This is a genomic window from Zoogloea sp. GW822-FHT05C07 (genome assembly GCF_058800215.1).
Window position 1 is genome coordinate 536,839 of the sequence record NZ_CM179510.1, and the last position, 26,130, is coordinate 562,968.

The following is a 26,130-nucleotide window of genomic DNA, read 5'->3' on the forward strand; positions in this document are numbered from 1 at the left end:
TCATTAATCGATTATCTCACGGCCACCCATCATGTCGTTCCAGGTCACCCTCCAACCCAGCGGACTCCAGTATTCTGCCAAAGCCGACGAAACCCTCCTCGAAGCCGCCCTCACGGCCGGCCTGCTGCTGCCTTACAGCTGCCGCGACGGCGCCTGCGGCGTCTGCAAGAGCCAGGTCCTGTCCGGCGAGGTGGACATCGGGCGTTACTCGGAATCCACGCTGACCGCCGAGGAGCGCGAGCGTGGCCTGACCCTGCTGTGCTGCGCCCAGCCCCGCTCCGACCTGAGCATCGAGGTACGCCAGGTGACCCGCGCCGGCGACATCCCGGTCAAGAAACTGCCGTGCCGCGTACAGAAGATCAGCCGCGTTGCCGACGACGTGATCGCCCTCGAGATCAAGCTGCCGAGCAGCGAGAAGTTCCAGTTCGTGGCCGGCCAGTACATCGACTTCCTGCTCGCCGATGGCAAGCGGCGCAGCTTCTCCATCGCCAACGCCCCGACCGGCGCCGACTTCCTCGAACTGCACATCCGCCTGGTACCCGGCGGCCAGTTCACCACCCACGTCTTCGAGAAGCTCAAGGAAAAGGACATCCTGCGCTTCGAAGGCCCGCTGGGCAGTTTCCGGCTGCAGGAGGGTTCGCCGAAGCCCGTGGTGCTGCTGGCCGGCGGCACCGGCTTCGCGCCGATCAAGAGCATCGTCGAGAACGCCATCACCACCGGCCTCAAGCGCCCGATGACCCTCTACTGGGGCAGCCGCAACGCGGCCGGCCTGTATCAGCTCGACGTCGCCCGCAGCTGGGAAGAGCACCTGCCGGGCTTCCGCCTCGTACCAGTGCTCTCCGATGCACCTGCCGGCGACAACTGGACGGGCCGCACCGGCTTCGCCCATGCGGCACTGATGGCCGACCTGCCCGACCTGTCTGGCCACGAGGTGTATGCCTGTGGTTCGCCAGCGATGATCGACGCGGCCCGCAAGGACCTCACCGAGCGCTGCGGCCTGCCGGTGGAGGCCTTCTACGCCGACGCCTTCAGTTTCTCGAACGACGCCCAGGCGGCCTGAGCCCGCGTAACGGAGCCCCGAGTCCATGAGCAATGCAGCGCTGATCACCCGCGAACCCGTCATCAACAAGCAGTACAAGATCACCGCCAACCGGCTGGTCGTTCACGCCACGTCGGTACCCCAGGCCGTGGAAACTCTCGACGGTCTCGCCGACGCGTGGCCGGCCACCCATCCGGTATTCGTCAGCCTGTACAAGCTGGTTCCAACGCCCGACCTGCTGGAATGGATCGCGCCGTCCAACGCGATGATCGAGATCCCGACCCAGTCCATCGGCCATCCGCTGACGCTGCAGCTCCTCCCCCAATTGCAGGCCAACGGCGTCAGCCTCAACCTGACCTGGTATCAGCCCGACACGGTGCTCCCGCCCAACGTGCCGTGGCGCTTCGTGATCATCGACGCCAAGCGCCACCCGCTGCCCGCCGATCCGCCGGGCCTGTCCCTCGCCTGGGGCCTGCCCGACGTGCCCAGCTTCAAGGAATCAGTCGCCCAGGGCTACGACGGCGCATCCGGCTGGTTCTTCCTGCGCGGCATCAAGACCGACGGCAAGCTGGCACCGTCCCACGCGCAGATCGTCCGGCTCATGAACCTGGTGCGCAAGAACGCCGAGGTGAAGGAGATCGAGACCGTCCTCAAGCAGGACGTGGCCCTGTCCTACAAGCTGCTGCGCTACATCAACTCGGCCGGTTTCGGACTGATGTGCGAGATCCAGTCCTTCCGCCACGCGGTGACCATCCTCGGCTACGAGAAGCTCAACAAATGGCTGTCGGTGCTGCTCGTGTCGGCCAGCCGCGACCCGTCCGCGCCGGCGCTGATGCAGACGGCCATCGCACGCGGGCGCTTCATGGAAAAGATCGGCTCGGCCTTCTTCGACAAGGGCGAACTGGACAACCTGTTCATCACCGGTGCGTTCTCGATGCTGCACCTGCTGCTCGGCGCCAGCCTCCAGACGGCCCTGGAAGAAATGCACCTGCCGGCAGGCATCGCCGACGCACTGCTCACCGGCGATGGCGTGTATGCGCCCTTCCTCAAGCTGGCCTGTGCGCTGGAAGGCTTCGACGCGAAGAACCTCACTGCCCAGGCGGAAGCGCTCCATCTGTCGGCGGAGCAGGTCAACCGGGCCCACCTCGAAGCCCTGTCCTTTGCCGACAGCCTGCAGTTCGGCTGACAGACGCCCGCAAGGCCCTACCACCAACAACCGTCATACTCTGCGGCTAGATTGGCCCCCATTGCAAAACTCTCTGGAGATTGCCATGGGAATCTACAACCTCGTCCTCGCCTCGCCCCGCCAACCCAATGCGCCGCGCCTGGTGGCCCGTCACGTGGATCCGTCCTGGCTGAAACAGCGAGGCTATGAAATCGCCCGCAGCCTCGGTGAGGCCGCAGCGGTGTGGACCGCTGAAGCCACCGCCGGCCGCCACGGGCTCGCGCTGCACTGCCGCAGCGGCCACGCGCTGACCATCGAAACGGAATAAGCCGGAAGTAGTGCGCGCCGGACAGGCGCGCTCGGGGACTCAGCGCCCGAGGGGCTGCAGGGTTCCCGGATCGATACCCTTCTCACGCAGGCGTGCCTGCGCGGCAAGAGCTTCCTTGCGATCGGCAAACGGCCCCACCACCACGCGCATTTCCAGCTGGGACGGAATTCCGACCTGGGCGAGCCGCGCCCGCAAGGCCTCGGCGTTGGCCGCACTGGTGAACACACCGAACTCCAGCACATAGGGCCGCGATGGCTGCGCCGGGCTGGCGGCAACCGGAGCCGCTGCATTCGCTGCCGGCACCGCGGGTACGGCCTGGCGCTGCGTCGACACCGCCGGAGCAGCGGGCACGGCCGGCGCGGCGGCAACGGAAGGACGGGCAGCCGGGGGAGCAGCCGGCGCCGGACGCGGGGACTCCTGGGGCGCGGGCTGATGCGGAACAGCCGCAGCAGTCGGCGCCGATGCGCTTACCGCCGGTGCCGCAGGAGCAGGCTGCTGGGCAGGCGCGCCCCCCTGTACCGGCGACGCCGGCGCATGGGCCGTACTGCCCGCATGCGGCGGCACACCTCGACTGACCTCGCCGATACGCCCGCTGCGCATCGCGCGGGACGGCGCCTCCGTATCCGATGCGACGTCACCGCCCGGCAGCATCGGCGGCGCGGACTCCTCCTGGGGCGCCGCCGCCTCCGGTGCGGCTTCCTCGCTCCCGGCCCGCAACACATCCGGCGGCGCATCCCGCCCCACTTCAGGCGTCACCTGGGCCGGCGCGATGGGTCGGGTCGGCAGCGGCGCTTCGGCGGGCGCCGGCGGCCGGGACGCATAATCGAAAATGGCGAGCCCACCGAGCATCGCGGCGATCAGCCCGCCGGCCACGCCGGCGCGGATCAACAACTGCTTGCGCGGATCCTCGTCGCCTGCCACGTCGTCAGCTGCGTCATTATTGCGTTCCGTCATGATCCGCTCTCCGCGCGCGCCAGAGCACAAACCAGTTCGGCCTCGGCGACCGAAATTCCGCAGTGCTCCGCAACCTGTGCCGCACTCATGCCCCGCCCCGCCAGCAACATCGCTTCCGAGTGCTGCGGCGAAACCGGACGGGTGTATTGGGAACGCTCCCGCGCCGCCTGGGCGGCCTGCTGCTGTTCATTGCGCGCCTGCTCGCCGATCTGGTCTACGTCGTGGCGCATCACCGCCAGTTCGCGGCGCAGAAAATCGCTGTCGGCCCGCAGGCGCGTTACATCCTGGCGCAGTTGCTGGATTTCGAGTTCGTTGAGCAAATCCCTGGATACTTCGGCCTGCTCCTGGTCCTGCTCGGGCGCAGGCAGAGGCGCCGGCGACCGCCCTACCGGCTTATCGGCGATCTCCGCGCGCGACGGCTCCGGCGCGGCGGGCTGCGCAGCGCCACGCCGATGGCTTGCAAGGCGGAACAGCACCACCACCAGGTAGAGACTCAACACGGCGACCAGCGCCAGGATCACCTCGCGCACACCGATATTTATCATCGCGTGCGCTCCCCGGCCGCCCTGTCGTACCCGTTTGATTCAAACCCGATGCAGATAATGATCGTTCCCCTGATGGCAGCCGGCCTGCACGGCCGACGAGTGACGCTGGATAATAGCCGCGCCGACCCTCACCGACAATGTGGCAGCCCCCTGGCACGCCCCTTTTACTCATGTTCTTTCTGAAAAAGCTCGTTTCCGCTCTTCTTTTGCCCCCACTGGGCCCTCTTCTGCTCGTTGCAGTGGGCCTCCTGCTGCTGCGCCGCCACCCACGTACCGGAAAACTCTTGGCCTGGAGCGGCCTGCTCGCGGCCCTACTGCTGGTCACACCCTTGTCGGTCGCACCGCTGGTGCGTGGCCTCGAAGGCGGCTTCATGCCGATCGACGAAACGACGCTGCGCCAGGCCGACGCGATCGTCATTCTCGGTGGCGGCATGCGCCAGTACGCCCCCGAGTTCGGCGGCAAGACAGTCAATCGCCTGACCCTCGAACGCTTGCGCTACGGCGCCCGTCTGGCACGCCGCTCCGGCTTGCCGGTCATGGTGAGCGGCGGCACGACGCGGCCGTCGCAAAAGGAAACGGAAGCGGAACTGATGAAGGCGGCCCTGGAGGATGATTTCCGGACTCCCGTGAAGTGGATCGAAACCCGCTCGCGGGACACTCGCGAGAACGCGGACTTCAGTGCCGCCATGCTGCTGCCGGCCGGCGTCCACCGCATCGTGCTGGTCACCCATGCAGCCCACATGCAGCGCTCGGTAGAAGCGTTCGAACACGCCGGCCTTCAGGTCATGCCGGCGCCGACCGCCTATCTCAGCGGCCCCTCCGGTGGCGACGACGCCCTGGCGGCAATGCCGAGCATGAATACGGCCTATGCCGGCTGGTATGCCGTGCATGAATGGCTGGGACTGCTGGCCTATCGTCTCAACCGTTGAAGCGCGGCTTGCGTTTGCCCAGGAAAGCATTGATCCCCTCGTCAAAGTCCGGCCGCGCCGCACAGCGGGCAAAGGCCTCGGCCTCCAGCTGCAGCTGGGCATCGAGGGAATGGCAGGCCGACTGGCCGAGCAGGCGCTTCATCTCCGCATGGGTTTCCCGCGGTCCGTCGACGATGCGGCGCACCAGCTTGTCGACGCTGCCATCCAGCTCCGCCAGCGGGACGACCTTGTTCACGACACCGAGCCGCAGCGCCTCCGCGGCGTCGAAGCGCTCGGCAAGCAGCAGCAACTCGTAGGCCTTGTGCCGCCCGACGATGCGCGGCAGCAGCCACGACACGCCACCGTCGCCGCTCAGCGCGATGCTCGCGTAGGCGGTGGTGAAATAGGCGTTGTCGGCCGCCAGCACCAGGTCGCAGGCCAGCGCGAGGGACAGACCGAAGCCCGCACAGGCGCCCTGCACACGGGCGACCACCGGCACTGGCAAGCTGACCAGCGTCTCGATGGCCGGATTGATGTGCTGCTCGATGGTCGCCCGGAAGCTGGCCAGCCGGCTCTCGGGGGACAGATGCAGCTGGCCGGCGAAATCCTTCAGGTCGCCGCCAGCCATGAAATGCTCGCCGGCCCCGGCGACCACCACGACCCGCAAGTCCTTGCGGCGGGCCAGCTGGCCGGTCGTCTCGGACAGCGCCGCCATCATGTCGAAGGACAAGGCGTTGAGGGACGCCGGACGATTGAGCGTGAGGGTCGCGACACCGGCATCGATGTCGAGCAGGATGGGTGCAGTCATGATCTCGTTCTCGCGATGACGTTTTGGTTGGATCTCGGTGACATCATTGTCCGCAAAAAAAGGACGACGGAAAGTGCGCCCGTCGTCCCGACCAGACGTACTCAGAGCTTCTCGAAGACGCCCGCCGCGCCCATGCCGGTGCCGATGCACATGGAGATCATCCCGTAGCGTGCCTGGGTACGCCGGAAGGCACTCATCAGCGTCGCCGCGCGGATCGCTCCGGTGGCGCCAAGCGGGTGGCCTAGGGCGATGGCGCCGCCCTGCGGGTTGACCCTGGCCGGGTCGAGATCGAGTTGTTTCATCACCGCCAGCGCCTGGGCCGCGAAGGCTTCGTTGAGCTCGATCCAGTCGAGATCGCCCTTGCCGATACCCGCCGCCTTGAGGGCGCGGGGAATCGCCTCGATCGGGCCAATGCCCATGATCTCCGGCGGCACGCCGGCCACCGAATAGCTGCAGAAGCGGGCGATCGGCGTGACACCGTAGCGCTTCACCGCCGCCTCGGACATCAGCAGCACAGCGCCGGCGCCATCGGACATCTGGGAGCTGTTGCCGGCAGTCACCGAGCCCCTGGCGGCGAACACCGGGCGCAGCTTGCCGAGGCTCTGCAGCGACGCATCGGCCCGCGGTCCTTCGTCGGTGTCGCAGATCCGCTCGACGACACGCACCGCACCGCCCTCGCCGGGCACATGGGCACGTACGATGTAGGGCGTGATCTCATCCCGGAACGCCCCGGCGGCAATCGCCGCGGCCGCCCGCTGATTGGACTGCACCGCAAAGGCATCCTGCTCGTCGCGGCCGATCTGCCATTGCTGGGCGACCTTCTCGGCGGTGAGGCCCATGCCGAAGGCGATGCCCAGGTTCTCGTCCTTCGCGAAGATATTCGGGTTGAGGGACACCTTGTTGCCCATGATCTGCGGCATCACCGTCATGCTCTCGGTGCCGGCGGCGATCATCACGTCGGCCTCGCCGAGGCGGATCCGCGCCGCGGCGTCCGCCACCGCCTGCAGGCCGGACGAGCAGAAACGGTTGATGGTGATGCCCGGCACGGTGTTGGGCAGGCCGGCCAGCAACACGCCAATGCGCGCCACGTTCATGCCCTGCTCCGCTTCCGGCATCGCACAGCCGACGACCACGTCGCCGATCTCGTGGGCGTCCAGCCCCGGCACCTGGCCCACCACCGCGCGCAGCACGTGGGCCAGCATGTCGTCCGGCCGCACGTTGCGGAACATGCCGTTGCGCTTGGCCACCGGCGTACGGGTCGCGGCGACGATATAGGCGTCCTGAATCTGTTTGCTCATGGTTTCGTCTCCGTCCTTCAGTTGCGCAGCGGCTTGCCGGTTTCCAGCATGTGCACAATGCGCTGCTGGGTCTTTTCGGTCTTCAGCAGGTCCACGAACTGGGCCCGCTCCACGTCGAGGATCCACTCCTCGGACACCCTGGCATTGGTATCCACTTCTCCACCACACAGGGCGGTGGCTGCCGCCTTGGCGACGCGGTAATCCCAGGCGGAGATAAAGCCGCCTTCGCGCATGTTGATCAGCATCATTTCGCAAGTGGCGATGCCGTTGCGGCCGGCCACCGGAATCGCCCGCTGGACCAGCGGCGGCTGGTAGCCCGACTCGGCCAGCGCCCGGGCCCGATGCAGGGCCACGTGCAACAACTCGCGGGCGTTGAAGACGATGTCGTCCGAAGCCTTGGCGAAACCCAGCTCGACGGCCTGCAACGCGCTCTTCGACACCGTCGCCATCGCGATGGTCTGGAACATGTTCTGGATGAAGGGGAACACGTCGCCGCCCGCTGTCCGGCTGGCCAGGCTCGCCGCCTGCAGCGCGAACTCCTTGCAGCCGCCGCCGGCCGGAATCAGGCCGACACCGGCCTCGACCAGGCCGACATAGCTTTCCAGCGCCAGCACACGGTGGGTCGCGTGCATCGTGAACTCGCAGCCACCGCCGAGGGCCATGCCCTGCACCGCCGCGACGGTCGGCACCATTGCGTGCTTGAGGGCCATGGAGGCGCGCTGGAACTTGGCGACGGTCTTCTCGAGCATGTCGAACTGGCCGGCCTTGCAGGCTTCCACCACCTGCTGCAGGTTGGCGCCGACGGCAAACGGCGCCTCGTGCCAGATCACCAGCCCGTCCAGATCGCGCTCGGCACGGGCGACGGCCTCCAGCACGCCGTCCAGCACCTCGTCGCCGATGCTGTGCATCTTCGACTTGAAGGACAGGATGCCGATACGCGCATCCTTCGCCGGCAGGTTCCACAGACGGACGCCGTCGTTCTCCCACAGGGTCTCACCGACATCCGGCGCGGCTTCGCCCAGCACCTGCTCCAGGAAGAGCTGGCGGCCATACACCGGCAGCGCGGAACGGGGCTTGAGCGCCGCATCCGTCGCGCTCCACGAGCCTGCGACCTCATGCACGCCCTGGCGACCGTCGAAGACCCACGCCGGCAGCGGTACGGCGCTCATCGCCGCTCCGGCGTCGATGTCGGCCTTCACCGCCTCGGCAACAGCCTGCCAGCCTGCGGCCTGCCACGTCTCGAAGGGCCCCTGCGCCCAGCCAAAGCCCCAGCGCATCGCGAAATCCACGTCGCGGGCGTTGTCGGCGATGTCGCCCAGATGGAAGGCACAGTAATGGAACACGTCGCGGAAGATCGCCCACAGGAACTGCGCCTGCGGGTGGCTGCTGGCGCGCAGCTGGGCGAATTTCTCCACCGGGTTGCGGTTCTTCAGGATCGCCGCCACTTCCGGCGCCACCTCGCCGGCGCTCGGGCGGTAGTCCTGCTTCGCCAGGTCGAGCACGACGATGGCCTTGCCGTCCTTGCGGAAGATGCCGCCCTTGGTCTTCTGGCCAAGAGCGCCCTTGGCGATCAGCTCGGACAGCCAATCTGGGCTCTTGTAAAAGGCGTGCCACGGATCGCCTGGCAACGTGGCCTGCATGGTGCCGATCACGTGGGCCAGGGTATCCAGGCCGACCACATCGGCGGTGCGGTAGGTAGCGCTCTTCGGGCGGCCAATCAGCGGGCCGGTCAGTGCATCCACTTCATCGAAACCGAGGCCCAGCCGCGCGGTGTGGTGCATCACCGCGAGGATCGAGAACACGCCGACGCGGTTGGCGACGAAGTTGGGCGTGTCCTTGGCGCGCACGATGCTTTTGCCGAGGCGGGTCGTCAGCCAGCTTTCCAGAGCGTCGAGGGTCGCCGGATCGGTGGTGCCGGTGGCGATCAGTTCCACCAGTGCCATGTAGCGCGGCGGGTTGAAGAAATGGATGCCGCAGAAGCGGCTGCGCAGCGCCACCGGCATGCCTTCTGACAGGGTCCCGATGGACAGGCCGGAGGTGTTGGACGCGAAGATCGCATCGGCACGGACGTAAGGCGCGACCTTTGCGTAGAGGTCGAGCTTCCACTCCATCTTCTCGGCGATGGCCTCGATGATCAGGTCGCAGCTGCGCAGTTGCTCCAGGTCGCTGCCGTAGTTGGCGACGTCGATGAACTGGGCGCGGTCTTTGGCCGCCAGCGGTGCCGGCTCCAGTTTCCTGAGGCCTTCAACAGCTTTCCTGGCGATGCCGTTGGGGTCGCCCTCCTTCGCGGGCAGGTCGAAGAGGACGACCGGCACGCCGGCGTTGGCGCAATGGGCGGCGATCTGCGCCCCCATCACGCCAGCACCAAGCACAGCCACCTTGCGAATGATCAGTCTGCTCACATGCGTCTCCTTTTGGCTCGGCCCGTGACCGGACCTTTGTCATGAACCGCGGACGACATCGCCGCAGTTGAATTTGAACAATCGTTCAAATCTTAGCGCAATGATTCCTTCAGGTACAACATGGATTAAAAATCAGGTGCTTGCCAGCCCAACCGGCGGCACCCCGGCAGGCGCCTGGAAACCCGCGACGATGAAGGGCCGCAGCCGCGCCATGATGGCCTCCGGCTCGCCTGCATCGGCCAGCGCGTAAGTCTCGGTCATCCGCATCACGTCCTTACCGGCCATCGCATAGGCCACGATGCCAACGAAGAAGTACATGCGCCACACCACGTCATCCTGGGAGAGCTGCGGCAGCGTACGCATGAAGGCCTGGCGGTAGCGGTCCACCGCCTCCCTGTACTCTGTCGGGAAGAAGGCCTCGGTGCCCGGCCCGGGCTCGTAGAAGGCCCGCCCGATGAGCTGCTTGAAGACCTCGCCGGGAATGCTGTCCTTGCGGGTCAGGCGCAGCGCCGACGACAGGAAGGCATCCACCAGCACATCCACCGGGATCGGCGCGCCGGCGGCATCGGCCTCCAGCTTGTCCAGGTAGCTCACGCGGCTGCCGCCACGGCTTCCCAGCGCCCGTTCATACACGGCCTCCATCAAGCCCTGCTTGGAGCCGAAGTGATAATTGACCAGCGCCAGCGGCGCTCCGGCAGCGCCGGTAATCATGCGCACGGAGGTCGCGGCGTAGCCGTTCTCCATGAACAGGCGCTCGGCAGCGTCGAGGATGCGGGTCTTGACGTCAGGCAGGGAGGAGTCGGAACGGCCCATCGGGAATCAGCAGCAAAGTCCCCGGATGAACCGGGGAACGGTTGGAAAAGAAAAGCCGGCCAGCGATCAGAACGCCATCGAATACTGGGCGCCAAAGATCCACACCCGCGCATCATAGACGCCAGTGACCCGGCCGCGGCCCAGGGCCGTCTGATTGTTGTCGATGTGGGACTCCGGCACGTACAGGTAGGCGACACCCACGTCGACCGCCGAATCCTTGTTCACCTTGAGCTGCGCACCGGTGGTGAACCAGGTGCGGTTGTTGTCCGGCAGGGACACCAGGCGGTGCTGCGGGTCGCGCACCGGGGTCTGGTCGTAGGCCACGCCGAACTTGAGCTTCAGCGTGTCGCTGTAGCGGTAGTTGGCGCCCAGCGCATAGCGCCAGGTGTCGCGGAAATCGGTGTCGAGGGTCTGCGCCGTCACGCCGTTGAGCAGCCCGGAGGTGCGCACGATATCGACCTTCGGAATGCTGCTCCAGCCGGTCCACGACAGGTCGCCCAGCATCTCCCAGCGCTCGTCGAGCTTCTGTGTGACGCTGAGGATGAAGGTTGCCGGCAGGTCCACATTGGCCTTGGCGGAGCCCGTCGTCAGGGCGGCGGTAGCGCCCGCGGCGGGGCCGTCGACCTTCAGGTCGCCTTCGAGCTTGTGGCGGACTTCGGAACGGTAGGACACCCCGACCTTGGTCGTCGGGCTCAACGTGAACAAGGCCCCCAGGTTCCAGCCGAGGGACACGTCGTCGGCCGAGAAGGTCCCGTGGGTAGCCGCCAGGGCCGCCGCGGTCACTGTCGCCTGGCGGCGGTAGTCCACCTCGATGCGCTGGATGTTCAACCCGCCGCCGATGGAGACCTTGTCGTTGAGCCGATAGGCCAGGCTCGGGTTGATGTTGTAGGTCTTGATGTCGAACTTGATCGCCTGCGCACCGCCAAGCCACGGGTCGTCGTACTCAGTGATCAGGCCGAAGGGCGCGCCGAGGCCGACGCCGGCATACAGATCCTTGGAGAGCGCCCAGGACAGGTAGGCATTGGGCAGGAAGGCCCAGCTCCCTGCATCGCCACCGTTGCCGGCCCCGCCCAGCACGCCGGTGCTGGAGCCCCGGTCGGAGAACTTGAAGGTCGGACGCACGACGGCCAGACCCACCGACACCTCGCGGTCCTTCAGCTGGGTCATGCCGGCTGGGTTGAAGAAGATCGTGCTGGCGTTCTCCGCCACCGCGGCGGAACCCGCATAGGCGTTACCGAGGCCGCTGGCATTCTGCTCGAGCAACTGGAAGCCTGCGGCGGCGGCCTGACCGCTGGCGAGGCCAAGGGCAAGCAAGGGCATCAATCGGGCAATGGTCTTCATCTTCATACCTGTGTCTCCTCACTAGGGCGCTTTAGTTGTGTGCAACCACGGGGAGCGCAAACCCGCGGCGATTCTAGAGCCCCGACGGGCTGCTGCTACGCAGAAAATCGGGGCTCTGTTGGATTCATGCAACAATCTCCGGCGGAACTTCGCGCTTCACGCCATTGGCATCTACCGCTACGTAAGTCAGCGTCGCCTCGGTGACCTTCACGACCACCGGGTTCTCGGGGTTGCGTTCCGCATAGACCTCCACGTCGACGGTGATCGAGCTCTTGCCGATGCGCACGATCTCGGCGTAGAAGCTGACCATGTCGCCCACCGAGATGGGTTGCTTGAACAGGAAGGAATTGACGGCGATGGTGGCCACCCGGCCGCGGGAGCGCTTGTGGGCCGGCACCGCACCGGCGATGTCCACCTGGGACATGATCCAGCCGCCGAACACGTCGCCCGCCGGGTTCAGGTCACGGGGCATCGGCATGACCCGCAGCACGGGGATCTTGCCGGAGGGCAATTGGGTGGGAATGTTGCACATGGAAACTCCTGTCAGCGCCGGCTGCCAGAAGACGCAGCCGCGCGGGATTGGTGGAAGGGTCCGCCGGTGAAGGGCGGAAAGCCGGCCCCGAATATAACCCCGGCGTCCGCCAGATCGGCATCGTCCACCACGCCTTTCGCCACGCAGGCTTCGGCGGCAGCCCGCAGGGGCGCCATGATCCGCTCCGCCAGACCGGCCGGTATCGCCCCCGGCCTGCCCTTGCGGGCCTTGCCGTCCTTCCACGCGTAAAAGCCCTGCCCGCTCTTCTTCCCCAACTGGCCGCGCTCGACCCGCTCGGCCAACGCCCGCGGCATCACCGCACCGGCGCCGGCCAGGGCCTTGCCGGCCGCCACGGCGATGTCCAGGCCGACCGTGTCCACCAGCTCGATCGGCCCCAGCGGCATGCCGAAGGCCACCAGCGCCGCGTCTATGGTTTCCGGCGCGATGCCCTCCTCCACGCAGCGCAGGGCCTCGTACATGTAGGGGCCGAGCAGCGCATTGACGAGGAAGCCCGGCTCGTCCTTCACCGGCAGCGGCAGCTTGTCGAGCCGGCGCACGAAAGCCGCCGCCCGCCGGAAAACCTCGTCACCCGACTGCGCTGTCCGCACCACCTCCACCAGCGGCAGCACCGCCACCGGATTGAAGAAATGGATACCGACCAGCCGTTCGGGCTGCATCAGCGCCGTCGCGATATCGGCGATACGCAGGCTGGACGTGTTGGACGCCAGCAGCGCGTCCGGACGGGCCCGCTTTTCGATGTCGGCGAACAGCGCCCGCTTGGCCTCCAGGTCTTCGAAAATCGCCTCGATGATCACGTCGGCCTTCGCGACACCATAGCCGGCCGGATCGGGAATCAGGCGATCCAGCGCGAAGCGGGCCTCCCTCGGCTTGCTGCGGAACTTGCGCCCGAAACGCTGCACGGCGCGGGCGATTGCCGGCGCGATACGCTCGACCGACTGGTCCTGCAGCGTGACCATCATGCCGCGCAGTGCGCACTCGGCGGCGATATCGCCACCCATCACGCCGGCGCCGAGCACATGCACGTGGCGCGGCCGGAAATCGCCATCCTTGCCGAAGCCCTTCAATCGCTCCTGCAGGAAGAACACGCGGATCAGGTTGCGCGCCGTCGGCGAACGGAAGATCGCGCCCAGCGACGATGGCGAAGCAGCCGGCACGGCCAGCGCGTTGCCGCCGTGATTGGCCCAGGTATCGATGATCGCGAAGGGAGCCGGGTAATGCTCGCGGCGCACCTTCGCGGCTGCCGTCTTGCGCGCCTTGGCAGCGACGATGCCGCGCAGCGGCCCGTTCATCAAAGCCTGCGTCATCGACAGCCTGCGCGGCGGCCGACCGGACATCAGCAGGATCCGCGCCGCATCCTCCATCACCCGCAGCGGCACGCAGTCATCAGCCAGGCCAAGGCGCTTTGCCTTCGGCCCATCGACGCCCTTGCCGGTCAGCATCATGTCGAGGGCTGCCGCCGGGCCGATCAACCGCGGCAGGCGCAGCATGCCGCCCCAGGCCGGCATGATGCCCAGCATCACCTCGGGCAAGGCCAGGCGCGTGCCGGGCTCGTCCACCACCAGACGGTAACGGCAGGCCAGCGCCAGCTCCAGCCCGCCGCCCATGCAATGGCCGCGCACCAGTGCGAGAGTTGGAAAGCGCGCCGCGGCCAGGCGTTCGAACAGGCTCCAGCCCCGCTCCACCAGCTTGCGTGCCCCGTCGGCGGAATCGATGCGGGTGAACTCCTCGATGTCGGCCCCGGCAATGAAGCCGGCGGCCTTGCCGGAGCGGATCACCAATCCGCTCGGCGGACGCACGGTGAGCTGATCGAGGATGGCCTCCAGTTCGGCCATCACCCGGCTACCCAGCGTGTTGGCGGCGGCGCCCGGCACGTCGAGGGTCGCCCAGGCGATGCCGTCCGAGTCCCGTTCCAGCTTCCAGTTGAGCAGTTCCATCACAGGGCCTCCACCAGCATCGCACCGCCCTGGCCACCGCCGATGCAGATGCTGGCGATGCCGCGCCGGCCGCCGCTGCGGCGCAGGGCCAGCAGCAGATGCAGCACGATGCGTGCGCCACTCGCCCCGACCGGGTGGCCGAGGGCCACCGCGCCGCCATCCACATTGAGGCGGGCGGGATCGATGGCCCCCAGCGCGCCGGGCAGGCCCAGCCGCTCACGGCAGTAGGTGTCGTCCTGCCAGGCGCGCTGGCAGGCGATCACCTGCGCCGCGAAGGCTTCGTTGATCTCCCACAGGTCCACATCGTCGATTGCCAGCCCGTGGCGCTGCAGGATCGGCGTTGCCGCATGAACGGGGCCGAGCCCCATCTGGTCCGGCTCCAGGCCGGCCCACTGGCTGTCGACGATGCGCCCGATGGGTTGCAGGCCGAAGCGTTCCACCGCCACGCCGGAAGCCAGCACCAGCCAGGTGGCGCCGTCGGTGATCTGGGAACTGTTAGCGGCGGTGACACGGCCGTATTTCTTGTCGAAGAAGGGCTTCGGCTTGCCCATGCCGGCCATCGACGCATCCCGGCGCAAGCCGTCGTCGGCGCCATGAACCGTCCCGTCAGCGCCGATCAACGGCACCAACTCGTCAGCAAAATGGCCGCCGTCCTGGGCCGCGGCGACACGCCGGTGACTCTCGACGGCGTAGGCGTCCATGTCCTGCCGCGTGATGCCGAACTTCCAGGCAAGGTTCTCGGCGGTCTGCCCCATCAGCTGGCCGACGATGGGATCGGTGAGGCCTTTCATGATGCCGATCACCGGCGCCAGGTGTCTCAGGCGAAAACCCTTCAGCGCCGCCAGCCGTTCGCCCCAGCCATGCGCTGCCATCCAGCCGGCTAAGACGCGCACCATTTCATCCGAGAACAGCAGCGGCGCGCGGGACAAGGCATCGACGCCACCGGCCAGCACCAGTTGCGAACGGCCGCAGCGGATGTTGGCGATCGCCGAATCGAGGGCCTGCATGCCCGACGCGCAGTTACGCATCACCGTCCAGCCCGGCACCTTGAGACCGCAGCCCATGCGCAGCGCCACCACGCGGCCGATGTTCACCTCGTCCGGCGACGGGCTCGCACAACCGAGGATAACCTCGTCGAGCTGATCCGGCGCGAAGGGCTGGCGCAGCAGCAGCGCGCCACCGGCCGCCGTGGCGAGATCGGCGGCGGCGAACGGCCCCGGGCCACTACGCGCCTTCAGAAAGGGGGTTCGCGCCCCGTCGATGACGTAGATCGGCTCGTTCATGGTTCGCAAGGATCCCTTTCCTCAGGCGCGCCCGATCCCGCTCAGGCGGCCTTGTGCTGGGGTTCGGTGATCTCCGCCAACGCATCGCGCAGGCCGAAATCATAGGGAAAATCGTCCACGCGGATCACCTTGTCGCGCAATTCGCCGCGGCGCTTGATCAGCGCGTATTCGTCGCCCGAGATGATGCCGCCGGCCACCGCCGCATCGTACAGCGCGTCCACACCCCCGCCGACCAGCAGACCGGGCGTGAAATGGCCCTCCCTGATCGCGCGGCGCACCTTGGCCTCGACCGGCTCCGCCGCAATCGTGGCGTGCAGCGCGGCCTCCAGCGCACCGACCGGCTCTTCCATGTCCTTCGGCAGATACACATCGGAGGTCAGGCGGTCGCGGGTTGCCGACGGCTCGATGAGCAGACCTGCCACCTGATGCCCGAGCACGTCCGACGGCACGACGTAGGGACGCCCGAGCGGGAAGACCACCAGGCGCCGCAGCAACATGGCAAACAGGCGGTTGGGGAAGTTGGCGATGGCGCCCTCGAAGGCATTCTGCGCCTTGAACATGCAGTCCCAGATGGCCCAGTGCATCAGCGGTGCATCGGCGGCCTGGCGGCCTTCGTCCTCGTAACGCTTGAGGGTGGCGGAGGCCAGGTACATCAGAGACAGGATGTCGCCGAGGCGGGCCGACAGCTTCTCCTTGCGCTTCAACGCGCCGCCGAGGGTGCCCATCGACACGTCGGACAGCAGCGCAAAAGCCGCCGAGAAACGCGTGAGTTGCTGGTAGTAGCGGCGGGTTTCCGGCGCCACATCGGCCGGCACAGCCACGAAATGGGAGCCGGTCAGGCCCATCACCAGCGCCCGCACGGCATTGCTGACGGTGTAGCCGATATGGCCCCAGAAGGCCTGGTCGAAGCCCGTCAGGTTGCCGCTCCGCGCCGCGTCCATCTCCTTCAGCACATAGGGATGGCAGCGGATCGCCCCCTGGCCGAAGAGGATCAGGCTGCGGGTCAGGATGTTGGCGCCCTCTACGGTGATGCCCACCGGGATCTGCTGGTAGGCGCGGCCGAGGAAGTTCTGCGGCCCCAGGCAGATGCCCTTGCCACCGATCACATCCATGCCGTGATTGACCGCCTGGCGGGCCCTTTCTGTGACGTGATACTTGACTATGGCCGACACCACCGCCGGCTTCTCGCCGAGGTCGATCGCCCCGGCGGTCATCACCCGCGCCGCATCGCACAGATAAGCATTGGCCCCAATGCGGGTCAGCGCCTCCTCCACGCCTTCGAAACGCCCGATGGCGGTCTTGAACTGGTAGCGCACGCGGGCATAGGCGCCGACCGTGCGGGCCGTCATCTTCAGCATGCCGGTGTTGGAGCCGGGCAGCGAGATCGAACGCCCCGCCGCCAGGCATTCCATCAACATCCGCCAGCCCTGCCCAGCCATCTGCGGGCCGCCGATGATGAAGTCGAGGGGCATGAACACGTCACGCCCGCGGATCGGCCCGTTCATCCACACCGCATTGAGCGGAAAGTGGCGGCGACCGATATCCACGCCGGGATGATCGTGGGGCACCAGCGCGCAAGTGATGCCCAGATCCTCCACATCGCCGAGCAGACGATCCGGATCGTAGAGACGAAAGGCCAGGCCAAACACCGTGCACACCGGCGCCAGCGTGATGTAGCGCTTGTCGAAGCTGACCCGCATGCCCAGCACCTCGCGCCCCTGGTACTGGCCACGGCACACGACGCCCGCATCCGGAATCGACGCCGCGTCGGAACCAGCCCACGGGCTGGTCAGCGCGAAGGCGGGAATATCCACACCAGCGGCCAGCCGCGGCAGGTAATGCTGTTTCTGCTCAGGCGTGCCGTAGTGCAGCAGCAGCTCAGCGGGGCCGAGCGAGTTGGGCACCATCACCGTCACCGCCGGGGCCGACGAGCGGGTGGACAGCTTGGTCACCACCTGTGAATGGGCGTAAGCCGAAAAGCCCTTCCCGCCATATTCCTTGGGAATGATCATGCCGAGAAAACCACGTTCCTTGATGTACTTCCATACTTCGGCCGGCATGTCCTGGTGCTGGGTCATCTCCCAGTCGCGGGTCAGGCGGCACAGCTCGGCGGTGTCTTCGTCTAGGAAACGCTGTTCCTCGGCAGTGAGCTTCGGCACCGGGTAGGCCAGCAGCTTCCGCCAATCCGGCCGGCCGGCGAACAACTCACCCTCCCACCACACCGTGCCGGCCTCCAACGCATCCTTCTCGGTCTGCGACATGGACGGCAATGCCTTGCGGAAGGCCCGGAAGATCGACGCGGTAACCAGGCTGCGCCGCAGCTCCGGCAGCAGGAACAGGGCACCAACCGCCGCCACACCACCAATCACTCCGCTTGCCAGAACCGGCGACCAGCCAGTGATGCCCGCCAGCACGGCCAGCCACGCGAGGACCGAGGCATACCAGACCAGGAACGGCGCCCGCCAACAGGCCAGCGCAGCCATCAGGAACGGGAGGGAAATCAGGAACATATAGGACATCGCAGGTCTCCTCTTGCTCGGCGCCGTCTCCGCAGCGCATGTTCATTCGTATGCTAACGTTCTTTTCCGATCCTGATATGACGCAACTCAATCCATCAACGCAGTCGAAATTAATTCAAACGTACGTTTTAATCATACAGCCGTTTCATTTCCCGTCAACACCTGCGCAGTCACGAACCCGAAGCTTTGCTGCCAGCGAAGAAGACAATACCCACGGAGCGTGGACAAACAACCCAGCTTATTAAGCAATAAAAATATTCACAAACATGACGCCATCGGTACATCTAGAATGGATTTGTCTCCTCCACCCTCCTCCTTTGGTGTGGATTTAGCCCGAGCCTTCAAGCGCTCGGGCTTTTTCTTTTTGTACCTGGCATTCTGCAATGAAAAAACCCTCGCAAGGAGGGTCTCATGGGGATGTTCAACTTCAGGTTTCCCGCGCCTCCGTCACCGGCAGGAACGCCCCACCGGCAATGGAATCACGCAGCGCCGGACGGAACTCGCCGACGAGCCCGCATCAGAAGCGGCCGAGCTTGCGGTACAAGGTGTTGCGGCTGATCCCGAGGCGGCGGGCAGCGGCGGAAATGTTGCCGTTCTCCGCCTCCAGCGTACGCTGGATCATGTCGCGCTCGATCTCCTCCAGGCGCCCGAAGCTTGCCGCGCCACCGGCGGCCGTTGCGGCTGCGCTGTCGGCAAGACCACCCAGCTTGCTGCGAACGGGCGCGGCGGAGGCCATCGCCGGCATCGCTTCGCCGATTTCCTCGAAGATGTCGTCCGGCAGGTGCCAGGTCTCGATGATGTCCTCGTCATCGTCGAGCAGCGCGATCGCCACCTTGATGACATTGTTGAGCTGGCGGATGTTGCCTGGCCAACGGTAGTTCAGGAAAGCCTGCATGACCTTGTGAGACACCTCCACATGCCGGTCGGGGCCCGCCTCGTCACGCATCAGTTTGTCGATCAGGCGGTCGATGTCGCTGCGCTCGCGCAGGGACGGCAGATTGATGCACAGGCCGTTGAGGCGGTAGTACAAATCCTCACGGAAGCCGCCCCGCGCCACTTCCTCCTTCAGGCGCCGGTGGGTAGCGCAGACCAGCGTGATGTCCACCGGAATGCTCTTGTTGGTCCCCAGCGGCGTTACACAGCGTTCCTGCAGCACGCGCAGCAGGCGGGCCTGCAGGGACAGCGGCATGTCGCCAATTTCGTCGAGGAACAGGGTTCCGCCGTGGGCCTGCTGGATCTTGCCGACCGCGCCTTCCTTGCGGGCGCCGGTGAAGGCCCCGCCGGAGTAACCGAACAGTTCGGACTCGATCAGGGTTTCGGGAATCGCCGCACAGTTGAGCGCCACGAAGGGCCCCTGGGCCCGCGGTCCACTGTTGTGGAATGCTTTGGCGAACATTTCCTTGCCGGCACCCGACTCACCCTGAACGAGGATCGGGATGTCGCGCCCGAGCACCCGCACCCCCTTGTCGATGGCGGCCTGCAGGCGCTCGTCACCGGTAGCCAGGGTGTGCAGCGTGAGACGGACCTGCGGAGCCGGCTCCGCCTCCACGCGGGCCGGACGGGCCGCGCGTTCGCTACGGGTTTCCGTCCCGGTGGGGGTCGCCACCGGCATCGATGCGAAGTTGCCGCGCAGGCGCGCATAGAAGCGCTCGCCGTTGCGGCCGGCAATGGCGATGAGGGATGAAGGGTCGCGCCGTGCGCGATCGATCAGCGTGCCCAGCGGCACGTCGAACAGCATGCTGTAGTGGCGGCGCGGGAGGTCTTCGCGGCGCAGGCCGAGCAGTTCGAGGGCAGCCTGGTCGGCGCCGACGATGTCGCCATCCGGCGAGATCGCCAGCAGCGCCTCGCACATGCTGCCCACGTGATCCGGGCGAGCGTGGAAACTGAGCAGGCCCTGGTGGGCGAATTCGGATTCGAACAGACGCTTTTCGATGATGCGGGACGACATTTTCACCAAGCCGAGGGAGTGACGCTGGAACGCGCGATAGTCGCTGGAGATGTCGAGCACCCCCATCAGACGGCCCTGGGCATCCTGGATCGGAGATGCGCTGCAGGTCAGGGACGCGTTGCCCTCGTAGAAATGCTCGGAACCGAAGACATTAAGCGCACCGCGCTCGGCAAGGGCTGTCCCGATGGCGTTGGTACCGCGGTCGAACTCGTGCCAACTAGCCCCCGGATGCAGGGACACCTGCTCGGCCTGGCTCAGGAAATCGGGATCGCCGTAGGTCTGCAGCACCATGCCGCGGGCGTCGGCGAGGATGACCATGCTGTGGGAGTTGCGGATCTGCTCAAAGAGATGCTCAAGAACCGGCTCGGCATGGGAGATCAACGTGCGGTTACGCTCCCGCGCTTCCGACACCGCCCGCACATTGGGTTCGCCGCACTCGAGGCGGGTGGGGTCGAGGCCGGCCTGCCGGCAGCGCTCCCAGGAACGCAACACGCTTTGGTCGAGCAAGGCCTCCGGAAGCTCTCCCCGGCCGAAATACAGCGACCGCGCCTCCAGGAGACTCAGAGCCCGAGCCTCAGCGCTGAAAGGAACCTGCATCATCTCTCCTCCTCCGTTTGAACGGATTGTGCGCCAGCTCTAGCCGGCATCGTGGTGTGCGCCAAAATGTAGCAGCTGGACCACATTTCAGCAATGTGACTGCTCCACCCTTCCGCTTGTTCAGCAAAACTCAGGCCAGTTTATAGGTCTATAAAGGAAACTGGAAAAAACCTGTTGTGGCAAAGGTGTCCCATTTCACAACGCCGCCCTTTGAAAATTGGCACGCCCCTTGCTGAAAGATTCACACACGGCGACCGCCCACTCGCGGTTTGCTCGACGTAATCCAAACACATGACCAAAGGTGACCCAGGTGACTGTCCGTAATTCCGCCCTTCTCCGTGCCCTCTCCGCCGCCGTGCTGACCCTGGCTGCAACTGCCGTCATCGCCCACGGCGACGTGACTCCCCAGGCCGTCGACACCTCGACGCTGCCCTCCGTTGGCAAGGACTGGCTGCCGAAGAACCCCTTCCTGGGTAACAAGGAGGCGATCCGCATCGGCTCCTCCGCCTTCAACCAGAACTGCGCCCGCTGCCACGGCCTCGGCGCGATCTCCGGCGGCATCGCCCCCGATCTGCGCTACCTGCCGGCGGGCCAGGAAGGCGACGAGATCTTCCTGAACCGCATCCGCCATGGCGCCACTCGCGACGGCCGTGTGTACATGCCCCCGTTCGAAGGCATCCTGAGCCAGGAAGCCATGTGGACCATCCGCTCCTGGCTGGAGACCGTTCGTGAAGACTGATCGTCGCCGCTTCCTGCTGGCCGCCGGCGCGGCGGCCCTGGCCTCCAGCCTGCCGGCCCACGCCGACGCGCTGGAAGAGATCAGGAAACGCGGCAGCCTCCGGATTGCCGTGTACAACAATTTTGCCCCCTACTCCAACCAGGGCAAGGGCATCGACGTGGAGCTCGCCGAAGCCCTTGGCAAGCAACTCGGCCTGAATCCCCAGGTCGTCGGCTACAACGCCGACGAGGACATGGACGACGACCTGCGCAACATGGTCTGGAAAGGCCATTACCTGGGCACCCAGCCGTCCGACGTGATGATGCACGTGCCGGTGGACTCCTACCTGCAGGGCAAGAACGACAAGGTCAAGATCTTCGGCCCCTATCACCTGGAAACGGTGGCTGTTGCCCGCGTGCAGCGCATCGGCTCGATCCGCGGCTCCGCCGCCACGGCGCTGGAAGTGTTCACCCGCGAGAAGATCGGCGTCGAAGGCCGCAGCCTGGCCGACGCTTTCCTGCTCGGCGTACTGAACGGCCGCCTGCGCGAAAACGTGGTCCATTTCGGCAGCGTGGAAGCCGCCATCGAGAAGCTGAAGGCCGGCGAACTGGCCGCCGTGATGGGGCCGCGCTCGGAGATCGAAACCGCCCTCGGCAAGGACAACCGCTTCGTCGTCGAAGTGGTCCAGATGCCGGAGCTCAAGATCAACAGCTGGCCGCTGGGCATGGCCGTCAAGGCCGACGAAACCGGCCTCGCCGACGCCATCGACAAGGCGCTCAAGGAACTCGAAAAGAACGGCACGGTCGCAGCCATCTTCGCCCGTTACGGCGTCACCTACGTCAAGCCGACCCTCTGAGACCATGACCCACCAGTCCTTCACCTTGCGGCAGCTCCTGGCGAGCTGCTTCCTGCTGCCGGGTGCAGCCCTCGCCGCTCCCTTCGCCTACGTTCCCAACGAAAAATCCGCGTCGGTATCGGTGATCGACACTGCCACCGACGAGGTGGTCGCGACCCTGCCCGGCGGACAGCGGCCACGGGGCATCGCAACGGACGGCAAGAACCTGTTCATCAGCGAGGCACCGAGCAACGGCCTGGTGGTGGTCAACATCGCCAAAGGCAAGCAGGTCGGCAGCATTCCGCTCGGAGAGTCACCGGAAGGCGTCAGCGTTTCCGCCGACGACAAGCTGGTGGCTGCCGCCGTCGAGGAATCCAACAGCGTGGTGCTACTGGACACGGCCAAGCAGCGCAAGCTTGCCGAAATCAAGGTGAAGGGCAAGAACCCGGAACACGCGGAATTCAGCCCGGACGGACGCTGGCTGCTGGTCAGCGCCGAAGAAGCCCAGCAGGTGGACCTGATCGACGTGAAGGCCCGCAAGCAAGTCGCCAGCATCGAGGTCGGCAAGCGTCCACGCGGCATCGGCTTCACACCCGATGGCAAGCGCGCCTACGTGGCGTGCGAGATGGTCAGCACCGTCTACGCCATCGACATGGGCAAGCGCAAGGTCATCGCTGAAATCAAGGCCGGCAACTTCTCCAACGGCGTCGCCATGGCGCCGGACGGCAGCCGCGCTTACGTCTCGAACGGCAAGGACGGCACCGTCAGCGTGATCCGCACCAGCGACAACCAGATCGAAGCCACCGTGCCGGTTGGCAAGCGCCCGTGGAACATGGCCATCACTCCCGACGGCCGCAAGCTCTACGTGGCCAACGGCCGCTCCAACAGCGTCTCGGTGATTGACACCGAACGCCTGGAAACCATCAAGGAAATCCCCGTCGGGGAGCTCCCCTGGGGCGTCGTCGTCCGCTGACCCCCATCTGCGCCGCCGTCCGGCGGCCGCAGGACACCCTTTTGTAGCGCATCAAAAAGAAACACCTGCTCCAGCCTGGAGCAGGTGTTTTGCACATCTGTAGCGGGAAGATCTCCCGCGCTCCCGGTTCAGAGCTTCAGAATCCACTCCACGGCAGCCTTCAGATCGGCATCGCTGATCTTGTCCGGACCATGGGGGGGCATCGGGATCTGCCCCCAGGTACCCGTACCACCGCTGCGCACCTTGGCGATCAACATGGCCTCGGCCTCCGGATGCCCCTTGTACTTGGCAGCCACATCCTTGTAGGCGGGGCCGACGCGTTTCTGGTCGACGGCGTGACAGGCCACGCAACGGGCCTTCTTGATGATCTCTTCGGATGCCACGGCCGGGGTCGCGGCGGCGGCTCCCAGGGCGACGATGCACAGCAGGTTGGCGAATTTCATGAGCTCCTCCTTCTAGTCATTCTTGACTGACTGGTTATCAAGACAGCGGCCAGGGCCGCGACACGGCACGACTATCCACTGAACCGCATCACCCACCATAGGCAGCAAAAAGCGTGCAGATCAATGCCAGTCGGCCGCAACAGCAAAAATCCTTTCCAGACAAAGGCTTGACAAATGAATAAAGCAAACACCGGGGCGTACGCATGTTCCGCGGCGGAACACCTGCTCCATCCCGTTACGTCGCCCTGAACACTTGCTCCACTTCATGCACACGGCGCGTGCCAAAAAACCCGTTCAAAAACATGGATATAGATCTTAAGCGCTGATTTTTATGGAGAAACGCGGCTCAATTGACGGGCACGACAAGCACTTTCGAGGCGGGTACGCTTCGTGCTATTCAGCAGTTGTGAATAATCAGGATCCCCCCTCCTCCTTCCCGCTCAAGGCCATCCTGCGCTCTTGGGAACGCTGCGCGGCCGATGGCCTGCGCCCGACTGAGCGCCTGCCAGCCACGAGCCAGCAGGGCAACCTGGCCGACCGTCTGGAAGCCAATGCGCGACTGGTCGCCTACGCCCAGCCGATCATGGAGCACCTGCACCAGCAGATCGCCCACTCCTCCTCCACGATCCTGCTCGCCGACGATTCCGGCGTCATTCTGCGCTCCGTCGGCGATTCGGATTTCCTGGAAAAAGCCGCCCGCGTATCCCTCAAGCCAGGGCACTCGTGGGCCGAATCGGTGATGGGCACCAACGCCATCGGCACCGCGCTGGCCGAACAACGCCCGGTGGCGGTGATGGGGGATCAGCACTACCTCGAACGCAACAAGTTCCTCGCCTGCGTCGCCACGCCGATCCACGCGCCGACTGGCGGTGTGCTCGGCATCCTGGACGTATCAAGCAACCTGCAGATCACTCAGACCCACGCCCAGGCGCTGCTGCAGACCACCGCCGAGATCATTGAAAACCGGCTGATCGAAACCGTCAATGACGCAGCGGTGCTGGTCCGTTTTCATTACCAGGCGGAAGCACTGGCCTCACCGCTGGAAGGGCTCGCCGTCTTCGACGAAGCCGGTGCACTGCTCGCGTGCAACCGCCGCGCAGAACGCCTGCTCGGGCTGGCCGATACCCGGCGCAACGAAAAGCCGCCGTTCTGGGACATCTTCGAGACCCGCTGGAACGCCGTGCTCGACCACGCGCTGCAGACCAGCGCCGATCCGGTCCGTCTGCGCAGCCGCCAGGGCCAGGAACTGGTCGCCCGCGTGCTGCTGACCAACATGCAGCGCATGCGGCCAATGAACGCGCGGGACGTACAGGCAACCTTCTCCCCAACCGCACCGAGCGGCCCGACCCTTGACGAACTGGACCTCGGCGACAAGAGCGTCAGCCACGCCATCCGGCGCGCCCGACGCATCCTCGGGCTCGACATTCCGCTGCTGATCCAGGGAGAGACGGGTTCCGGCAAGGAAGTCTTCGCCCAGGCCTTCCACGCCAGCGGGCCGCGCCGCAACGGTCCCTTCGTGGCGATCAACTGCGCCGCCATCCCGGCCAACCTGATCGAGGCCGAGCTGTTCGGCTACACGGCCGGCGCCTATACCGGCGCCCGCGGGGAAGGCGCCCGCGGCAAGCTGCGCGAAGCCCACCAGGGCACGCTGTTCCTCGACGAAATCGGCGACATGCCCCTCAAGCTGCAGGCCGTCCTGCTGCGGGTCCTGGAAACCCGCCGCGTCACGCCGCTGGGCGGCGGCCCCGAGGAGGAAATCGACCTGTCCCTGGTCTGCGCCAGCCACCGTTCGCTGAAAACCCTGTGCGAAAGCGGCGACTTCCGCCCTGACCTGTATTTCCGCCTGTCGGCGATGAGCCTGTCCCTCCCGCCGCTGCGGGACCGCAGCGACATCGAGGCGCTGGCCCGGCGCATCCTGCAGGACGAATCGCCCCGGCGGCCGGTGCGCCTGTCCGCCGCCGCCCTCGACCTGATCCGCCACCACCCGTGGCCCGGCAACATCCGCCAGTTGAAGAACGCGCTGCGCCTGGCCGTGGCGATGCTGGGGCCGGACGACGACACCCTCGGCCCCGAACACCTGCCCCACGACCTGGTGGACGATCCAGACACGCCGGCCCAGCGCCCTGCCGCCCAGAGCCTCCGGGCCGCCGAAGGACGCCTGGTGGAAAGCACCGTGGCCCGTCACAACGGCAACATCTCGGCGGCGGCGCGCGAACTCGGCATCACCCGCACAACCCTCTACCGCAAGCTGCGCCAGCTATCGGCCTCGTGATCCGGACAGGCCCGGCGTGGGATACTCGGGCTTTGCGCTCTCCGCCCACCACCGTGCCCTCCATCACCTCCATCCTCTCGCGCCTGGCGGCCGGCCTGTGCCTGACCGCCGTGCTGACTGCCTGCTCACCAGCTCCCAGCCCGCTGCCGGACCAGCTCTCGGCCGAGTTCCAGCCCGGCATGCCCCTTGACGACGCCCGCAAGCGGCTCAGCGCCCACGGCACCACCTTCTCGGAAAAGAGCAACGCCGAGTGCCAGGCCCTGGTCGAGCGCAGCCCCAACGTTTCCCAACTGCCGCCCCAGGGCGGCCCCTGCATGTTCGGCAAGATTCCCCTGTCCCGCAGCTGGTTCGGCGGCAAGAGCGACGTGATCCTGCAACTCGTCTTCGGCGCGGATGGCCGGCTCGTGGACGGGCACTTCGAACAGATCGACAGCCTGCTGTAAGCCCGGAAAAA

General features: G+C 66.3%; 22 protein-coding genes. 9 read left to right on the plus strand and 13 right to left on the minus strand.

Annotated elements, in window-relative coordinates:
• Positions 1–31 precede the first annotated feature (31 nt).
• The 3 genes from AC3QL2_RS02565 (at position 32) to AC3QL2_RS02575 (ending at position 2,532) form a co-directional block, all read left to right on the plus strand.
• Positions 32–1,060 (plus strand): CDP-6-deoxy-delta-3,4-glucoseen reductase, encoded by a 1,029-nt coding sequence (locus tag AC3QL2_RS02565; protein WP_493233740.1) that lies wholly within the window; start codon positions 32–34, stop codon positions 1,058–1,060.
• A gap of 25 nt (positions 1,061–1,085) precedes the next feature.
• A complete protein-coding gene (locus AC3QL2_RS02570; RefSeq protein ID WP_493233741.1) occupies positions 1,086–2,225 on the plus strand; it encodes an EAL and HDOD domain-containing protein in 1,140 nt (379 codons plus the stop codon).
• 85 nt (positions 2,226–2,310) lie between these two features.
• Positions 2,311–2,532 carry a hypothetical protein gene (locus AC3QL2_RS02575; protein ID WP_493233743.1) on the plus strand — a complete coding sequence of 74 codons (222 nt, stop codon included), beginning with the start codon at positions 2,311–2,313 and terminating at the stop codon, positions 2,530–2,532.
• 39 nt (positions 2,533–2,571) lie between these two features.
• Here AC3QL2_RS02575 and AC3QL2_RS02580 read toward each other — a convergent pair whose 3' ends face one another.
• On the minus strand, positions 2,572–3,486 hold the full coding sequence (locus AC3QL2_RS02580; RefSeq protein WP_493233744.1) for an SPOR domain-containing protein: 915 nt from the start codon (positions 3,484–3,486) through the stop codon (positions 2,572–2,574).
• The gene (locus AC3QL2_RS02585) at positions 3,483–4,031 is read right to left on the minus strand and encodes a DUF2802 domain-containing protein (protein WP_493233745.1); all 549 of its coding nucleotides are present in this window, start codon (positions 4,029–4,031) and stop codon (positions 3,483–3,485) included. Before AC3QL2_RS02585 ends, AC3QL2_RS02580 begins: the two co-directional genes overlap by 4 nt.
• A 284-nt stretch (positions 4,032–4,315) precedes the next feature.
• Between AC3QL2_RS02585 and AC3QL2_RS02590 the strand changes: the two genes are divergently transcribed.
• On the plus strand, positions 4,316–4,960 hold the full coding sequence (locus AC3QL2_RS02590) for a YdcF family protein (RefSeq protein ID WP_493233746.1): 645 nt from the start codon (positions 4,316–4,318) through the stop codon (positions 4,958–4,960).
• On the opposite strand, the gene AC3QL2_RS02595 is transcribed toward AC3QL2_RS02590, so the two are convergent.
• The 10 genes from AC3QL2_RS02595 to AC3QL2_RS02640 form a co-directional block, all read right to left on the minus strand.
• Positions 4,950–5,747, minus strand: a complete 798-nt coding sequence (locus AC3QL2_RS02595) for an enoyl-CoA hydratase (protein WP_493233748.1) — start codon at positions 5,745–5,747, stop codon at positions 4,950–4,952. The two genes, AC3QL2_RS02590 and AC3QL2_RS02595, sit on opposite strands and share 11 nt — an antisense overlap.
• 101 nt (positions 5,748–5,848) lie before the next feature.
• Positions 5,849–7,045: an acetyl-CoA C-acyltransferase gene (locus tag AC3QL2_RS02600; RefSeq protein WP_493233750.1), complete on the minus strand. Its 1,197-nt coding sequence runs from the start codon at positions 7,043–7,045 to the stop codon at positions 5,849–5,851.
• Positions 7,046–7,062: 17 nt separating this feature from the next.
• Positions 7,063–9,447 (minus strand): 3-hydroxyacyl-CoA dehydrogenase/enoyl-CoA hydratase family protein, encoded by a 2,385-nt coding sequence (locus AC3QL2_RS02605; protein ID WP_493233752.1) that lies wholly within the window; start codon positions 9,445–9,447, stop codon positions 7,063–7,065.
• Between the two features lie 132 nt (positions 9,448–9,579).
• A complete protein-coding gene (locus tag AC3QL2_RS02610; protein WP_493233753.1) occupies positions 9,580–10,260 on the minus strand; it encodes a TetR family transcriptional regulator in 681 nt (226 codons plus the stop codon).
• Positions 10,261–10,326: 66 nt separating this feature from the next.
• Positions 10,327–11,607: an OmpP1/FadL family transporter gene (locus tag AC3QL2_RS02615; RefSeq protein WP_493233755.1), complete on the minus strand. Its 1,281-nt coding sequence runs from the start codon at positions 11,605–11,607 to the stop codon at positions 10,327–10,329.
• A gap of 118 nt (positions 11,608–11,725) precedes the next feature.
• Complete coding sequence (locus tag AC3QL2_RS02620; protein WP_493233757.1) at positions 11,726–12,133, minus strand: acyl-CoA thioesterase; 408 nt, start codon at positions 12,131–12,133, stop codon at positions 11,726–11,728.
• 11 nt (positions 12,134–12,144) lie between these two features.
• Complete coding sequence (locus AC3QL2_RS02625; RefSeq protein WP_493233759.1) at positions 12,145–14,088, minus strand: 3-hydroxyacyl-CoA dehydrogenase NAD-binding domain-containing protein; 1,944 nt, start codon at positions 14,086–14,088, stop codon at positions 12,145–12,147.
• Positions 14,088–15,371: an acetyl-CoA C-acetyltransferase gene (locus tag AC3QL2_RS02630; protein WP_493234029.1), complete on the minus strand. Its 1,284-nt coding sequence runs from the start codon at positions 15,369–15,371 to the stop codon at positions 14,088–14,090. Before AC3QL2_RS02630 ends, AC3QL2_RS02625 begins: the two co-directional genes overlap by 1 nt.
• Before the next feature lie 41 nt (positions 15,372–15,412).
• The gene (locus tag AC3QL2_RS02635) at positions 15,413–17,890 is read right to left on the minus strand and encodes an acyl-CoA dehydrogenase (RefSeq protein WP_493233761.1); all 2,478 of its coding nucleotides are present in this window, start codon (positions 17,888–17,890) and stop codon (positions 15,413–15,415) included.
• A gap of 517 nt (positions 17,891–18,407) precedes the next feature.
• Positions 18,408–20,330 (minus strand): sigma-54-dependent Fis family transcriptional regulator, encoded by a 1,923-nt coding sequence (locus AC3QL2_RS02640; RefSeq protein WP_493240347.1) that lies wholly within the window; start codon positions 20,328–20,330, stop codon positions 18,408–18,410.
• A 406-nt stretch (positions 20,331–20,736) separates the two neighbouring features.
• On the opposite strand from AC3QL2_RS02640, the gene pedF reads away from it, so the two are divergent.
• The 3 genes from pedF to AC3QL2_RS02655 are packed head-to-tail and all read left to right on the plus strand — an operon-like array spanning position 20,737 to position 22,961.
• Positions 20,737–21,174 (plus strand): cytochrome c-550 PedF, encoded by a 438-nt coding sequence (gene pedF, locus AC3QL2_RS02645; RefSeq protein WP_493233765.1) that lies wholly within the window; start codon positions 20,737–20,739, stop codon positions 21,172–21,174.
• Positions 21,164–22,009, plus strand: coding sequence for a substrate-binding periplasmic protein (locus AC3QL2_RS02650; protein ID WP_493233767.1), 846 nt, complete (start codon positions 21,164–21,166; stop codon positions 22,007–22,009). Before pedF ends, AC3QL2_RS02650 begins: the two co-directional genes overlap by 11 nt.
• A 4-nt stretch (positions 22,010–22,013) precedes the next feature.
• Positions 22,014–22,961, plus strand: a complete 948-nt coding sequence (locus AC3QL2_RS02655; RefSeq protein WP_493233769.1) for a beta-propeller fold lactonase family protein — start codon at positions 22,014–22,016, stop codon at positions 22,959–22,961.
• Between the two features lie 128 nt (positions 22,962–23,089).
• On the opposite strand, the gene AC3QL2_RS02660 is transcribed toward AC3QL2_RS02655, so the two are convergent.
• Entirely contained in the window at positions 23,090–23,404 is a 315-nt protein-coding gene (locus tag AC3QL2_RS02660) for a c-type cytochrome (protein ID WP_493233771.1), read from the minus strand.
• A 406-nt stretch (positions 23,405–23,810) separates the two neighbouring features.
• Between AC3QL2_RS02660 and AC3QL2_RS02665 the strand changes: the two genes are divergently transcribed.
• The gene (locus AC3QL2_RS02665; protein ID WP_493233772.1) at positions 23,811–25,676 is read left to right on the plus strand and encodes a sigma-54-dependent Fis family transcriptional regulator; all 1,866 of its coding nucleotides are present in this window, start codon (positions 23,811–23,813) and stop codon (positions 25,674–25,676) included.
• Positions 25,677–25,708: 32 nt separating this feature from the next.
• Positions 25,709–26,119, plus strand: coding sequence for a hypothetical protein (locus tag AC3QL2_RS02670; protein ID WP_493233774.1), 411 nt, complete (start codon positions 25,709–25,711; stop codon positions 26,117–26,119).
• Positions 26,120–26,130 lie beyond the last annotated feature (11 nt).

Excerpts from the sequence above, each read along its gene's own strand:
- AC3QL2_RS02565 (WP_493233740.1), top strand. The coding sequence starts at position 32 with ATGTCGTTCCAGGTCACCCTCCAACCCAGCGGACTCCAGTATTCTGCC.
- AC3QL2_RS02570 (WP_493233741.1), top strand. The coding sequence starts at position 1,086 with ATGAGCAATGCAGCGCTGATCACCCGCGAACCCGTCATCAACAAGCAG.
- AC3QL2_RS02575 (WP_493233743.1), top strand. The coding sequence starts at position 2,311 with ATGGGAATCTACAACCTCGTCCTCGCCTCGCCCCGCCAACCCAATGCG.
- AC3QL2_RS02580 (WP_493233744.1), bottom strand. The coding sequence starts at position 3,486 with ATGACGGAACGCAATAATGACGCAGCTGACGACGTGGCAGGCGACGAG.
- AC3QL2_RS02585 (WP_493233745.1), bottom strand. The coding sequence starts at position 4,031 with ATGATAAATATCGGTGTGCGCGAGGTGATCCTGGCGCTGGTCGCCGTG.
- AC3QL2_RS02595 (WP_493233748.1), bottom strand. The coding sequence starts at position 5,747 with ATGACTGCACCCATCCTGCTCGACATCGATGCCGGTGTCGCGACCCTC.
- AC3QL2_RS02600 (WP_493233750.1), bottom strand. The coding sequence starts at position 7,045 with ATGAGCAAACAGATTCAGGACGCCTATATCGTCGCCGCGACCCGTACG.
- AC3QL2_RS02610 (WP_493233753.1), bottom strand. The coding sequence starts at position 10,260 with ATGGGCCGTTCCGACTCCTCCCTGCCTGACGTCAAGACCCGCATCCTC.
- AC3QL2_RS02615 (WP_493233755.1), bottom strand. The coding sequence starts at position 11,607 with ATGAAGATGAAGACCATTGCCCGATTGATGCCCTTGCTTGCCCTTGGC.
- AC3QL2_RS02620 (WP_493233757.1), bottom strand. The coding sequence starts at position 12,133 with ATGTGCAACATTCCCACCCAATTGCCCTCCGGCAAGATCCCCGTGCTG.
- AC3QL2_RS02625 (WP_493233759.1), bottom strand. The coding sequence starts at position 14,088 with ATGGAACTGCTCAACTGGAAGCTGGAACGGGACTCGGACGGCATCGCC.
- AC3QL2_RS02630 (WP_493234029.1), bottom strand. The coding sequence starts at position 15,371 with ATGAACGAGCCGATCTACGTCATCGACGGGGCGCGAACCCCCTTTCTG.
- AC3QL2_RS02635 (WP_493233761.1), bottom strand. The coding sequence starts at position 17,890 with ATGTCCTATATGTTCCTGATTTCCCTCCCGTTCCTGATGGCTGCGCTG.
- AC3QL2_RS02655 (WP_493233769.1), top strand. The coding sequence starts at position 22,014 with ATGACCCACCAGTCCTTCACCTTGCGGCAGCTCCTGGCGAGCTGCTTC.
- AC3QL2_RS02660 (WP_493233771.1), bottom strand. The coding sequence starts at position 23,404 with ATGAAATTCGCCAACCTGCTGTGCATCGTCGCCCTGGGAGCCGCCGCC.